Annotated in this window: 13 protein-coding genes and 1 tRNA gene; 11 read left to right on the plus strand and 3 right to left on the minus strand. The window is 42.1% G+C overall.

From position 1 onward, the window contains the following. The first annotated feature begins 13 nt into the window (after positions 1–13). A complete protein-coding gene (locus Ga0466249_RS17685) occupies positions 14–1,624 on the plus strand; it encodes a fatty acid kinase ATP-binding subunit FakA (RefSeq protein ID WP_246588837.1) in 1,611 nt (536 codons plus the stop codon). A gap of 8 nt (positions 1,625–1,632) precedes the next feature. Continuing rightward, the gene (locus Ga0466249_RS17690) at positions 1,633–2,232 is read left to right on the plus strand and encodes a cyclodeaminase/cyclohydrolase family protein (RefSeq protein WP_246588850.1); all 600 of its coding nucleotides are present in this window, start codon (positions 1,633–1,635) and stop codon (positions 2,230–2,232) included. 66 nt (positions 2,233–2,298) lie between these two features. On the opposite strand, the gene Ga0466249_RS17695 is transcribed toward Ga0466249_RS17690, so the two are convergent. Next, positions 2,299–4,473 carry a Tex family protein gene (locus Ga0466249_RS17695; protein WP_246588838.1) on the minus strand — a complete coding sequence of 725 codons (2,175 nt, stop codon included), beginning with the start codon at positions 4,471–4,473 and terminating at the stop codon, positions 2,299–2,301. A gap of 95 nt (positions 4,474–4,568) precedes the next feature. Here Ga0466249_RS17695 and Ga0466249_RS17700 point away from each other — a divergent pair, with 95 nt between their 5' ends. The 9 genes from Ga0466249_RS17700 to Ga0466249_RS17740 all read left to right on the plus strand — a co-directional run bounded on the left by Ga0466249_RS17700 (position 4,569) and on the right by Ga0466249_RS17740 (position 11,924). Then, positions 4,569–6,320, plus strand: a complete 1,752-nt coding sequence (locus Ga0466249_RS17700; RefSeq protein WP_246588839.1) for a sensor histidine kinase — start codon at positions 4,569–4,571, stop codon at positions 6,318–6,320. After that, positions 6,313–7,071 (plus strand): LytR/AlgR family response regulator transcription factor, encoded by a 759-nt coding sequence (locus Ga0466249_RS27580; RefSeq protein ID WP_215830809.1) that lies wholly within the window; start codon positions 6,313–6,315, stop codon positions 7,069–7,071. The genes Ga0466249_RS17700 and Ga0466249_RS27580 overlap by 8 nt, the downstream gene beginning before the upstream one ends. Positions 7,072–7,260: 189 nt before the next feature. Then, positions 7,261–9,063 (plus strand): carbon starvation CstA family protein, encoded by a 1,803-nt coding sequence (locus Ga0466249_RS17710; RefSeq protein ID WP_215830881.1) that lies wholly within the window; start codon positions 7,261–7,263, stop codon positions 9,061–9,063. 134 nt (positions 9,064–9,197) lie between these two features. Further along, a complete protein-coding gene (locus tag Ga0466249_RS17715) occupies positions 9,198–9,395 on the plus strand; it encodes a ferritin-like domain-containing protein (RefSeq protein ID WP_215830810.1) in 198 nt (65 codons plus the stop codon). A 14-nt stretch (positions 9,396–9,409) separates the two neighbouring features. Next, positions 9,410–9,727, plus strand: a complete 318-nt coding sequence (locus Ga0466249_RS17720; protein WP_246588840.1) for a spore coat protein — start codon at positions 9,410–9,412, stop codon at positions 9,725–9,727. A gap of 271 nt (positions 9,728–9,998) precedes the next feature. Continuing rightward, complete coding sequence (locus Ga0466249_RS17725) at positions 9,999–10,292, plus strand: hypothetical protein (RefSeq protein ID WP_215830811.1); 294 nt, start codon at positions 9,999–10,001, stop codon at positions 10,290–10,292. Positions 10,293–10,724: 432 nt separating this feature from the next. Further along, positions 10,725–11,009 (plus strand): hypothetical protein, encoded by a 285-nt coding sequence (locus Ga0466249_RS17730; protein WP_215830812.1) that lies wholly within the window; start codon positions 10,725–10,727, stop codon positions 11,007–11,009. Between the two features lie 123 nt (positions 11,010–11,132). Then, positions 11,133–11,555 (plus strand): 3-hydroxyacyl-ACP dehydratase FabZ, encoded by a 423-nt coding sequence (gene fabZ / locus Ga0466249_RS17735; RefSeq protein WP_215830813.1) that lies wholly within the window; start codon positions 11,133–11,135, stop codon positions 11,553–11,555. Between the two features lie 213 nt (positions 11,556–11,768). Further along, on the plus strand, positions 11,769–11,924 hold the full coding sequence (locus tag Ga0466249_RS17740; RefSeq protein ID WP_215830814.1) for a hypothetical protein: 156 nt from the start codon (positions 11,769–11,771) through the stop codon (positions 11,922–11,924). Between the two features lie 484 nt (positions 11,925–12,408). Here the strand turns inward: Ga0466249_RS17740 and Ga0466249_RS17745 are convergent. Further along, a tRNA-Glu gene (locus Ga0466249_RS17745) sits at positions 12,409–12,483 on the minus strand. 117 nt (positions 12,484–12,600) lie between these two features. Beyond that, positions 12,601–14,082 (minus strand): glutamate--tRNA ligase, encoded by a 1,482-nt coding sequence (gene gltX / locus Ga0466249_RS17750; protein ID WP_215830815.1) that lies wholly within the window; start codon positions 14,080–14,082, stop codon positions 12,601–12,603. Positions 14,083–14,137: the final 55 nt, after the last annotated feature.

Genomic DNA, 14,137 nt, shown 5'->3' on the forward strand with positions numbered 1-14,137 from the left:
ACAAGGGGGAATCATGATGGAGAGTTGCAACGAAATGATTGACGGACAGGACTTCCGTCGTATGATTGATGGAGCTTATCGGGCTTTTATTCGTGAATATGAATATATTAACAGTTTAAATGTTTTTCCTGTGCCTGACGGTGATACAGGAACGAATATGATGCTTACGATGCAAACGGCTGCACGTACGCTGGTGAGCGCACCCGATACAGGCATCGGGCCACTAAGCAAACGTGTAGCTGATAGTGCTATTATGGGAGCACGTGGCAATTCCGGTGTCATTTTGTCGCAAATTTTTCGGGGCATCGCCCGTGGTTTGGCAGGTAAACAAGAAGCTACATCTTCAGAGATTGGGAAAGCTTTTCAGTATGGTATTCTATATGCCTATCGGGCTGTGGCTCGTCCTGTGGAAGGAACTATTTTAACTGTCGCCAAAGGAATTGCTAAAGGAGCGCATCATGCCGTAAGGGATAATAAACCTTTAGTGGACATTTTATCAGAAGCGATTGCTGCAGGCCGGGAAGAACTTAAGAGGACGCCGGAGCTTTTGCCTGCATTAAAATCGGCAGGTGTTGTTGATGCAGGGGGGCAGGGATTGATTGCCTTTTTGTCCGGCTGTGCCGAAGGACTGAGTGGTGAATGTTTTAGTCCTGAATCTAATTTTGAATCGACTGTTGTACCGAGTGGCTATCTTCCAGAGGGGGAGCAGCCGAGTATTACGCATCCTTATTGTACGGAGTTTATTATTCAGCCTTGTTCTATTACCTTGGAGGACGCTAAAAAATTATTAATTCCCTGCGGAGAATCGCTTGTGATGGCACCTGGCGGTGATTTCCTCAAGGTCCATATTCATAGTGCTCATCCGGGACTTGTGCTTGAACAGGCTTTGACTTGGGGCACGATTCATAATATTAAAATTGACAATATGGCTGATCAGCATCGTCATCAAGTTATTACACATCAGGCTAAGAAATTGGAAGTCATTTCAGTGGCTTCGGGTGATGGCATTAAGAAGATTATGGAAGAGCTCGGGGCGGCAGCTATTATTGATGGCGGTCAAACTATGAATCCGCCTGTTGAACAATTTGTAGCTGCTGTACATCGTGGTCATGCTGAAAGGTATATTTTGCTGCCAAACAATAAAAATATCATTCTGGCTGTGGCGCAGGCGAAAAAACTGCTTGGCGATCGGTTGGAAATGATTGCAACGACCAATATCCCTCAAGGATTAGCGGCATTGACAGCCTTCCAGGAGGAAGCTTCACTGGAAGATAACCTGGCGCGTATGCAGGAAGCCGTGAATTTAGTTCGGTCAGGCAGTATTACCCAAGCTGTACGCGATAGTCTGATTGATGCTGAAATGGTCAAAGCCGGGTCTTATATTGGCGTGCTTGCTGGAAAGGTAGTCAATCATGCGTTAACCTTAGGCACAGCATTAATTGATTTGACGAAAAAACTTGTTGATGCCGAGGCATCTGTTGTCAGCGTCTACTATGGTGAAGAGGTTTTGCTGCCTGAGGCGCAGCAAATTGCTCATGATCTTGCTGAGACACTGCCTGATGTGGAAATCGAACTTTATGCAGGCGGACAGGCAAATTATCATTTCTTTGTTAGTGTGGAATAGCGGTGACGATGATGAAATTAGTTGATTTATCTGTGCAGGAGTTTGTGACTCAATTAGCCAATCCCAATGGTGGACCCGGCGGCGGCAGTGCAGCTGCTTTGCTGGGACTATCAGGCATGGCTTTGCTTCAGATGGCTTTAGGCCGATTAGAGGATTCTGTTTGTCAGCAAAAGTTAGCTGCTTTTATCAAGGAGCTTATGCAGCTTATTGATGAAGATCAGCGAGCCTATGCTGCGATGGCTCATTTGCTTTCGCATGGCAAAGAAGATAAATTGCCCAATATAGAACTTGAGCAGGCTGTTCTTCATGCCATTGAAGTTCCTCATTCCGTCAGCAAGGCTTGTGTGACGGGACTCAACATGGTAGAACAAGCGATTTGTAAAGTTCCTAGTGAAATGCTGAGCGAATTACTTGTGGCTGCTGAGGCATTACAGGCTGGAGTGGCGAGCTCTGCCATGAATATGCGTGTTAATCTTGTTTTTTTACAAGACTCTGTAGCAATAGAACACTATGAACAATTGATTGCGCAGTATCGTGAGCAAGGAAAAAAATTACTGAAGCATATAGACCAGAGTATTGTTCAGCAACAGCGGAAGGGTCACGAGTAAAAAAGTAAGTGGCACAGCTTGTGTACAAGCTGTGCCACTTACTTTTTTTATGAGGCTGACACGAAGTTATTCTTTTACTTGCTTCATGCTTAAGGCAATGCGATTACGGTTTTCATCCACGCTGAGTACCAGGCATTTGACAATATCGCCGACAGAAACGACGTCAATGGGATGGTGAAAGCGTTTATGACTTAATTCTGAGCGGTGAACAAGTCCCTTGATTTTGATACCAATGTCAACAAAGGCACCAAAGTCGGTGACATTATGAACAACACCGGTTACAAGGGAGCCAGGCAGAATATCAGATAGCTTCACGAGATTTTTTCTTGTTAGCGGTTTTGGCAGATCCTCACGGGGATCGCGACCAGGCTTGGCAAGGGCCGACAAGATGTCACGCACAGTCGGTTCGCCTGCATTGAGTTTCGTAGCAATAACGGTGGCATCAGCTGTTTGGCAGCGATGCTGCACAAGAGGTAGTAATTCGCGCTTTGTCAGCTCAACTGGTGATAAGTCTAATTCATGTAAAATGGCTTCAGCCAAAGGATAGGACTCAGGGTGGACGGGTGTGTTGTCTAGGGGATTTTCACTTTGCTGAATCCGAAGAAAACCAGCACATTGAGTAAAGGCAGCAGGGCCGAGGCGGGCGACTTTGAGCAGTTCCTTACGATGATGGAAAGCACCTTGTTCATCGCGAAAGGCGACAATGTTTTTAGCGACAACACTGCTGATTCCTGCCACATATTTGAGTAATTCCGGTGAGGCTGTATTGAGCTCAACACCTACGTGATTCACACTGGATTCGACGACTGTGCCAAGGGTTTGATTGAGCTCTTTTTGGTTGACATCATGCTGATATTGGCCAACGCCAATGGATTTGGGATCGATTTTTACCAGTTCAGCCAAGGGGTCCTGGATACGACGGGCAATGGATACGGCGCCTCGTAAGGTAACGTCAAGGTCAGGCATTTCTTCACGAGCTAGTTTGGAAGCTGAGTAGACAGAAGCGCCTGCTTCATTTGTAATTAAATAACTTACATCCGTTAGTTCATGCTCAGCAATCAATTGGGCGACAAATTCTTCTGTTTCGTAAGAAGCTGTTCCATTGCCAATGGAAATGAGATTCACACCATTTCGTTTAATAGTAGCAAGGACCGTGTCTAAAGCTTGTTGCTTTTGTTTTTCGCTGTGCGTAATATAAATGGTTGATGTTTCCAGAACCTGGCCAGTCGGTCCGACAACAGCGAGTTTGCAGCCTGTACGATAGCCGGGGTCAAGACCCATGACGGTATAGCCTGCCAAGGGTTGTTGAAGCAACAATTGACGCAAGTTCAGTCCGAAGATTTTAATAGCCTGTTTTTCAGCCGTCTCTGTTAGTTGTGTCCGTAGTTCGCGTTCAAGTGCCGGAAATAACAGCCGTTTGTAGCCATCGGCAATGGCGTCTGTCAGGACTTCTGTAAAAATAGAAGGCTGTGTTACTAATTGATCTGTGAGAAACTGAATGTATTGGTCATGAGGCGCATCAATATGGACCTTGAGGATAGACTTGGTCTCGCCGCGGTTCATGGCCAGGATACGATGCGAAACAATGCGGTTCACAGGTTCCTGATAGTCATGGTACATGACAAATTCTTTATCTTCCGTTTCACTGGCGGCAAGCTTCGATACAATTTGGGCATGATTCCATAAACGAGCCCTGAGTTTGGCGCGAAAATCGGCGCGTTCACTTACCGTCTCGGCAATAATATCTTGTGCTCCTGCCAAGGCGTCTTGAGCCGTAGCTACATCTTTTTCCTCGCTTACAAAAGCTTGTGCTGTGTCAAGCAATGTGCCTGTTACTTGTTCTTGTGCTAAAATGAGTGCAGCCAGCGGGTCCAAGCCGCGTTCGCGGGCAATTTGGGCGCGCGTGCGTTTTTTTATTTTATAAGGAAGATATAAATCTTCCAAGTCTTGTAACTTCGTGCAAGATCGAATGGCGGCAGCTAAATCCTCCGTTAGTTTGCCCTGTTCTTCAATATTGGCTAAAATGTCTTCCCGCCGTTTAGACAGGTTGCGCAGATAAGCCATGCGTTCTTCAATCACTCTGATTTGCTCTTCATCAAGTTCCCCTGTGGCTTCTTTACGGTAGCGCGAGATAAAGGGGACGGTATTTCCATCGTCTAATAAGGAGATTGTGGCACTGACTTGGCCCACTTTAAGCTTTAATTCAGTAGCAATCAATTTTGATAGCGAAGCTGTATCCAAACTATTCACCAACTTTTTAAGATATGTTCTTTTTCTTTTTTCCCTATATGATTGAAAATATCCTCTTTCCTGCATTTTTTCATGGTCGCCGCACATTGCGACAAGGACTATTTCGTGATACTCTTATTTCTATTGAAGAGGTGAAACATGTGGATATTTCCTTGCTGTTTGAATTAATGGAGCGCATGAGCCTGGCCGCTGTTATGGCGTTCGTTCTGTCGCAGACAACCATCTTTAGACGTATTGTCTACAGGCAATTAATCTGGCGGGATAGAATTTTTATTATCGTTGTATTTGGTGCCATAGGTATCTTTGGTACGTATGCCGGAATTCCCATTTATGATGCTTTAGCCAATATTCGTGTGATAGGTGTTATGGCAGCTGGTTTTATTGGTGGGCCTGTTGTTGGTATGGCTACAGGACTTATTGCGGGGGGCCATCGCTATCTTTTGGGTGGATTTACAGCTTTGTCTTGTGCCATTTCAAGTGTTTGTGAGGGCCTGTTAGCCGGACTTGTCCATCATTTTTTGCCACGGAAGCCTGTTCCTTGGTGGATTGCTTTTCTGAGCGGATTTATGGGTGAAGTGATTCAGATGGGAATTATTTTAGTTGTTGCCAAACCTTATGATGTGGCAAGATCCCTCGTGAATCAGATTGCTATTCCCATGACGGTTGTTAATGCTTTCGGTGTGGCTATTTTTATGCTTATTATTAAAACTGCCATGGACGCTCAAGATAAAATCGGTGCTGAGCAATCACAAAAGGCTTTGAATATTGCCGCCAAGACGTTGCCCTATTTACGTCGTGGGTTAAACGCTGAATCTGCGCAGGCAACAGCGCAGATTATTTATGACACAACCGATTATGAGGCCGTAGCTGTGACGAATAGTCAGGAAGTGCTTGCTTATGTTGGGGCAGAGGCAGGTCATCATGCTCCGCATTTGTCAGAGCTTACGCATATTACGCGTAATGTGCTGACAGAGGGTCATATGGTTATTGCCCAAGAAAAAGAACAGATTGGCTGTTCCCATCCCCAGTGTAAACTAGCAAGTGCCGTTGTCGTTCCTTTAGTCCAAGTAAACGAAGTTATCGGTACGCTAAAACTTTATTATACGACGGTTGAAGCCATTGGTCAGGCGGATATGGTGTTTGCCAAGGGAATTGCTCAGTTATTTTCCACGCAGCTTGAACTAACAGAAATTGATCGGCAGGCTAAGCTTGCTTCGCATTCGGAGCTGAAGGCGCTTTATGCTCAGATTAATCCCCACTTTTTGTTTAATACTTTAAATACCATTACATCCCTTGTGCGTACTCAGCCTGATCAAGCGAGGGAATTGCTTAATAAACTCGCTAGCATGTTTCGGTTTACGCTGCATAAAACAGGCCAGACTATTCCGATTGCTGAGGAATTGGCGCAAGTTGCCGCCTATTTAGCGATTGAACAAGCTCGGCATGGTGATAAATTGGCTGTGAGTATGGCTGTTGATCAGGATCTTGAGCGATTTTTTATCCCGTCTCTTACGATTCAACCGCTTGTCGAAAATGCGATTAAACATGGTCTTCAGCCGAAAGAAACAGGTGGAGAGGTTAGGATTAAAGTGCAGGCTGTGAATAAAGATATTGAGATAGAGATTCGAGATGATGGTGTGGGCATGGATGTCATTCATTTTAATCCCCTGCAAGGTGCAGGGCGGAATTGTATTGGACTTTTGAATGTTCATGAGCGACTCCGGGGGTTGTATGGCAAGGACTATGGGCTGACCATTCAAAGTGAATTAGCAGTGGGCACAGTTGTGACCATGCGATTTCCTCAGTGCATGAATAAAGGAGGGGAAGAGGGTGCTTAAGGCTCTTGTCGTGGATGATGAAAAACCAGCTAGAGACGAGCTTAGTTATCTCTTATCGCTGGAATCAGCATTGGAAGTTGTGGGGCAGGCAGATAGTGGTGCAGCCGCCATTACGTTAGCGGCTAAATTGAAACCGAATGTTATTTTTATGGACATTGAGATGCGAGGGGTAACGGGACTTGAGGCAGCTTCAGTCCTTCGTTCTCTCTTGCCTGATGTGATTATCATTTTCTCTACAGCCTATGATCATTATGCGATTAAGGCCTTTGAGATTGGTGCCGTCGATTATATTCTTAAACCTTTTGAGGGCCAGCGTGTTCATACAGCTGTTGAACGGTTGAAAAATTATCCAGCTGTCCATTGGCAGGCCGCAGCTCAACGGATGGATGAGGTTTTTCGTCAAACCAAAACAGTTGTAACGAAATTGCCTGTAGATAAAAACGGTAAGATTGTTCTTGTGAGTTATGACGATATTGTCTATGTCACAATCAAACGGGGAACTGTACTTGTCATTACTCATCAAGACGAATATCAATATCATGGTACTCTGGCTGAACTTGAAGAACGAACGCGTCAGACCTCGCTTACACGGGTTCATAAAAGCTATCTTGTAAATTTGGATAAAGTAAGTGAAGTGATTCCATGGTTTAAAGGAACCTATTGGTTGAAGGTGGATCACCCTTTGCACACAGAAATTCCTGTAAGTAAAAATCAAATCAAAGAAATTAAAAGTTTGCTAGGACTGAAATAAGGTTCTAGCATTTTTTTATACAGATTCCATTTCTATTCGCCCGCTATTTTATTCCGTTTAGCCGATTATTGTGGGTTCTTCGGTTAAAATCCTTTATGATAAAGCCTGCGCAATTGTGATTATTTTAATTAGAGGCAATTTTACAAAACAGAAAATTTTACAACAGAAGAGGAGAAAAAAGAAATGGTTATGAATGGTCTTTATTTAGTAGTAGCTGCGGCTCTTATCCTAACATTAGCTTATCGCTATTATGGCGCTTTTATGGCTACAAAAGTTTTAATGCTCGATGCCAAACGCATAACTCCGGCGATGAAATTTAATGATGGCCGTGATTATGTTCCGACAAATAAATATGTTTTATTTGGTCATCACTTTGCAGCAATTGCAGGGGCGGGGCCTCTTGTCGGTCCTGTTCTCGCAGCCCAATTTGGTTATTTACCAGGGACGCTCTGGTTGCTCATTGGTGCTGTTGTGGCAGGTTCTGTCCATGATATTGTAGTATTATTCTGTTCTATTCGTCATGATGGCAAATCGATTGCTGAGATTGCTAAGCTCGAAATTAGTCGGGCTTCTGGCATTGCTACAACTATTGCCGTACTCTTTATCTTGATTATTACTATGGCGGGGTTGGCTATTGCCGTAGTCAATGCTCTTTATCACAGTCCGTGGGGAACTTTTACAGTGTTTTTGACACTCCCCATTGCCTTGTTTATTGGCTTGTATCTTCGCTATTTGCGTCCAGGCAAAATTCAAGAAGCCACTGTTATCGGCGTAGCACTTATGTTATTTGCTGTGTTTTCCGGGTCTCTTGTACAGGAATCCTGGCTTGCCCCTTATTTTAGTTTTGACCGCGGTGAGCTGAGTATTATTTTAGCTGTGTACGGGGCTATTGCATGTACCATCCCAGTCTGGCTTTTGTTGGCACCGCGTGACTATCTTGTGACTTATATGAAAGTGGGTACGATTTTAGCCCTTGCTATCGGTATTATTGTGGTTCAACCTGTTTTGCATATGCCGGCGATTAGTCAGTTTGCCGCAGGCGGTGGTCCGATTATACCGGGACCAGTCTGGCCCTTTATGTTTATTACCATTGCTTGTGGTGCTGTTTCGGGTTTTCATGCCATGGTTAGTGCAGGTACAACGCCCAAAATGCTGCAAAATGAAATGGATATGAAAGCCATTGGTTTTGGTGCGATGTTGACAGAGTCTTTTGTCGCGCTGATGGCTTTGATTGCTGCAACAAGTCTTATTCCTGCTGATTATTTTGCCATCAATGTTCCTGTCGATGTTTTTGCTCAACTTGGCATGACGCCTGTAGAACTTACCAAACTTGGCGACATGGTTGGTGAAGAAGTAGCGGGACGCCCGGGTGGCGCTGTTTCTTTGGCCGTCGGAATGGCCCATATTTTCTCTAACATTCCAGGACTTTCAGGACTCATGTCTTTTTGGTATCATTTTGCTATTATGTTTGAAGCTCTCTTTATTTTAACAACAATTGATGCTGGGACACGGGCTGGTCGGTATCTTATTCAGGATATTGGCGGCAAAGTCTACAAGCCCTTTGGCAATGTCAACTGGTTTCCTGGCATTATTATTGCAAGTTCTATGATGAGTTTCGCTTGGGGTTATCTTGTCTATGGCGGGAGTATTTCTACGATTTGGCCGCTTTTCGGCGTGGCAAATCAACTACTCGGCACAATGGCTCTTGCTATTGGTACAACCGTTCTCTTTCGGTTGGGCAGAGAAAAATATGTCTGGACAACGATTATTCCCATGGCTTTTCTCGGTATTACGACGGTTGCTGCTGGTTGGATGAGCATTACAACGAATTATTTACCTCACAACAATTATTTACTTGCAGCGGCCAGTGCTGTTATGATTGCGCTTGTTGTGTTTGTTGTTGCTGATGCCGTTCGTGTGTGGTTTAAAATTTGTTCGCAGCATAATAGGCAGGAGACAGGGGAACTTACAGAAAGTTTCCAGGAAAATTAGGCGCAAATTAGTTAGTTTGGACGGCAAAAAAACGCATCCTCTTGTGATGCGTTTTTTTTGTTTGTAATTTTAGGGAATAGTTCTTTTTTAATTTGCACAAGCTATGTCTGTATGACAAGAAAGGGGGGAAAACGATGATTACAAGCAAAGAATTGATGCATTTGGAAGACTTTTTAAATATGGGCCAACTGAATGTTAAAACGTTTCAGCATTTGTCAAGTGAAGTTCAGGATCAACAAGCCAAACAACTGTTTCAGCAGATTTCTCAGAAACAGCAGCAACATGTTCAAAGCATTAGTAAACATTTAACAGGCGCTCAAACATTACAATAAAGGAGGTGGAAAATTTGGCACAACAACAAAATCAACAAGGTCAGCAAAGCCAGCAGCAGGGGTATAATGGACAGGGCATGCAGTTCAGTGATTCAGATTTAATGAACTTAGCTCTCAATGAGACAAAAAACACAGCTCATGCCTTGAACATTTATATTACTGAAGCCAATAGCAATCAGCTTCGGCAGGACTATATGACGGTTCTCGGTGATGTGTACAGTGAACAAAAACAACTTTTTGACATGATGCAGCAAAAGGGCTATTACAAGGTGCAAAATGCTGATCAACAGGATATTTCGCAGGCTCAGTCTAAATTTAGTCAGTCAAATTAATAGGCTTACCAGCAAAAAAACTCCGTGGAATTATCCACGGAGTTTTTTTGCTATAGAAAATAGTCGAATCCTTGGGTGTATATCTTGTATCTTTGACATAGTGACTCTAATCGTTGGGCAAAGGCTAAGAAAACTCATCTGTGATAAGAAAATTATTAAGCGAGTTTTGTCCTGAGATACTGTCAAATCGATTTATTTTAGTATTTACATCATTGATTGCATCTGCATATGCTAGGTAAACAAAAATTTATGTAGAAGGCAGAGTAAATAAATGGAAGATGTAGTAAAGCGTCGCGGTGTCGATTATGAAATCAATGCAACGGGCGTAAAGAGTTCCTTTGAACCTGTTGCAATAACTCCCATACCAGCAATAACACCTATAACGCCCCTTACGCCTATAACACCCATAACACCATTAACGCCAATAGTGCCAACAACACCTATAACACCTATACCTCCTGCGCCGATTGTGCCAGCAACACAGGTTGAAACTTCAGCTCCTCAAACAGCACCTTCATTTGGCCAGGTTCATATAATGGGCGTAGCTGTGCCTATGGTAGCATAAACTACAGCCAGGACCATAGGCGGTAATCGGTTTTTATATATAGAAAAGCCAGAGTCCAGTACCAGTAGATTTTGAACTCTGACTTTCGCTATATAGGACAATACATTCATTCATAGGATGTTCTTAAAACATAGGTTCTATTCATGGAAGTATAGGCGTGTTTATCCAAGAGCATTTTTGGGTGAAGGAGGAAAATTAAATGTCCAGCTTTTACATGATATTCGTTGACTAAAAATTTTGTGCATGGAAAACCAAAGTTATGTACACTTTTTTGCATTTAACTGTGGTAAAATAGTATTAGGTAAAAAAAGATATTTTAAAATAATAGTTAGTCAGTCAGTGACTGTAAGGCACCGACTTTTGTGGGGCTGTTTTGCAGGGAATTGTTTTATTTTGTCGAATAATGTAAAAAAGATGAAGGAAGATGTTTTTGTGAGTTATAAGAGCCAAATTTTATTGACAGTTATTGCAATGGTTTATAACTATCAAGAGTCCGAAAGGGATATGACAAGTCAATTGATTGAAGGTTATAATGAATTTCGAGAATCACTTTTAGAACTTCAAAATGAAGGATTGGTAGAAGTCGATATAGTAAAAATCCCAGACGAAAAACGCGAAATTGTTACCAAAGCAAAAATTACTAATAAAGGGTTATTGGAAGCAAAAAGTATTGTAAAGCAAATTAGTGAGAGAATAAGAGAAAGAGAAAATCAATAAAAATCAGGTAATCGAGCCGTAAGACTCTTTTTTTCATAGCTATATTACAGGAAATAGCTCCTTTTTATCGAATAATATATAATGGATAGTGTGTTTTAAGATTATTAATAGGAGTTGTTTTTTTTGCTATCAATTACTGAAATACAAAATATAATTATTCATAGATATCCCTTTTTATTGGTTGATCGTATTATTGAAATTGAACCCATGAAGCGTGCAGTAGGTATAAAAAATGTTACTATTAATGAATCGTTTTTTTCGGGCCATTTTCCAGGACGACCGGCAATGCCTCAAGTACTTATTATAGAAGCTATGTCTCAAGTTGGAGGAATTGCAATACTTTACCCTGACGAATATCGAGGTGCTTTGGCATATACTGTAGGAATTGAAAAGGGGAAATTTATAAAAGATGTAGTGCCTGGAGATCAACTACGAATGGTCGCTGAAGTAATTCGTATGCGAAGAAATATGGGGAAAATATGGGCACAGGCTTTTGTGGACGATAAAATAGTTGCAGAGGCAGAAGTTCGTTTTGCGCTTGGGTAGATCTGATGTTTTAAACTTAGCGTCCTGTGGGGCGCTTTTATCATTCCTGTCAAAGTTCATGTAAAATATGCCGCAAATTATATCTGAGCCGTAAGGCTCTTTTTTATACTCAAAATAAGGTGCCAGAAAGAAGATTTTCAGTGTAGTTATTATCGCGGCTGGTATAAACTATACTACCTTGAATACAATACTACTGTGAAGGGAGTGATTAAGATGCTCAAAGAACAATCTACAGCCGAATTGGTACAAGGCATTCAAGAGAAAACGATTACGTGGTATCCAAACGAATATCATTTTATATCCGAAGAATTGTTTAATGACTTAATGAATTTATTCGCGAAAGAAAAACAAATAATAAGGCTGTCCTGAATCCAGGACGGCCTTATTATTTGTTGCGGAGGATTGGTATGAATTACTACACAGTCATAATTTTGTCATATTTCCATGGTATTGTTTACATGAGGTTCCCAATTTCCAATAGCTTAGACTGAAGCTTTTTTTATTTAATAAATTTCTAATGTTAAATTGCTATAATTGCTATTGATAATATGAGTAAAATTTGGTTAGGAGGTAGTAGGCATGGATTGTATATTCGATAGTGACACATTAAGTGAGGAAGAATTGGAAAAAATATGGACGGAATTACAAAATATCATTCGTGATCTGGAAAAAGAAAATGTGCCAGAGATAGAAAAATAGATGCAAAAAAGATCATTCAGTAAAATCAGCAATTAGCAGATAAATTTGAAAATAAGATTCGCGAAAAAAACCCCTATCCTAACTAATGCTGGGATAAGGGGTTTTTTGGCGAGATAAAAAGCATCTTTAAATAGTATTATTTTGGAGTTGTAAATGGTAGCCCTAAGGGGACTTGAACCCCTGTCTCCGCCTTGAGAGGGCAGCGTCTTAACCTCTTGACCATAGGGCCATACTTTGATAGGAACTTCAGTGAGCTAGCAATAAGTTATTTGATTTATAAAAGCCCTAACAATTATTCATCTTACCTCTTTTACGTACAAATTGCAAGAGCTAAACAAAAATTATTTTATTTATTGGCTATTTCTAGCGTAGAGATATAATTTATGGCCTCGTCCATTCTTTTTAGACAGAGTTCTTTACCTAATAGTGCCATGACATCAAACAAACCCGGACTTACGAGGCGTCCTGTCAAGGCCAGACGCGTTGGATGAATCAGTTCGCCTACTTTAATGCCCAAGTTGGCAGTGAGATTCCGATAAGTTTCTTCTGTATGTTCTACATCAAATGTCTCAAGCTGTGCCAGTTGCTCTCGCCCTTGGCGCAACAAGTCGGCTGATCCTGGTTTGGAAAAATGCTTTTTCACGCCTTTTTCGTCATATGTTGTTACTTCTTTAAAGTAATAATCCATGGCAGCAGGCAGCTCGGCAAGTGTCTTGACGCGATCACGGACAACGGTAATCACTTTTTGAATGGTTTTAGCCTGTTCATGAGCTTGGTCTTTTGTAATTACCTTTTGGCTGATCAAGAAGGGAATGGCTTCACGCGTCAGGTCATCAAGATCCATGTTAGTGAGATAGTGACTATTGATCCAAGTCAGTTTTTTCGTATCATAAATGGCAGCCGTTTTTGATACTTTATTGAGCATAAATTTTTTGATCGTTTCAGTGGGTGTAATGATTTCTTGGTCATCACCTGGCGACCAGCCTAAGAAAGTTAGATAGTTTACGATAGCAGGTGCCAGAAAACCTTGTTCACGGAACTCTTCGACAGATGTGGCACCATGACGTTTACTCAGTTTGCTGCGATCAGGAGCAAGGATCATAGGCAAGTGAGCGAATTGCACCACTTCGTAGCCCAAGGCCTCATATAACAACACTTGCTTGGGTGTGTTTGACAGATGTTCTTCAGCTCGGATAATATGGCTAATGGCCATGTGATGGTCATCAACGACACAAGCAAAATTATAGGCTGGCATAGCATTAGATTTCATAATAATCAGGTCATCTAATTGGTCTAAGGCAAAAGTTACTTCACCATGGATGCAGTCTGTTACTTTCATTTGCCCGCTGTCCGGAATACGTAGACGAATGACAGCTTTTTCGCCTGCTGCAATACGGTCTTTGGCAACTTCCGGGGGAATATCCCGGCATTTGCCATTATAGCGGAACGATTGGCCTTGTTCTCTCTGAATCTCGCGGTTTTTTGCCAGGTCTTCAGGTGTACAAAAGCAGTAATAAGCTTTGCCTTCCTTTACAAGTCGCTGGGCTTCTTTTTTATATAAATCAAGCCGTTCTGATTGATAATAGGGTCCACAGGAACCGCCAATTTCCGGACCTTCATCCCAATCTATGCCCAACCATTTCATGCTAGCCAAAATTTGCGATACAGAATCTTCTTTAAGTCGTTTAGTATCTGTATCTTCAATCCGTAAAATAAATTTTCCATGATGCTGGCGGGCAAAAAACCAGTTGAATAAAGCTGTTCTTGCTCCACCAATATGTAAATAGCCCGTTGGACTCGGGGCAAATCTTACGCGAACATGATCCAAAACCAGGCACCTCCTATATTATTATAACAAAATTATTATAGCACATTGATGCTGA

Source organism: Pelorhabdus rhamnosifermentans (genome assembly GCF_018835585.1).
Classification (GTDB): Bacteria; Bacillota; Negativicutes; order UMGS1260; family UMGS1260; genus Pelorhabdus; species Pelorhabdus rhamnosifermentans.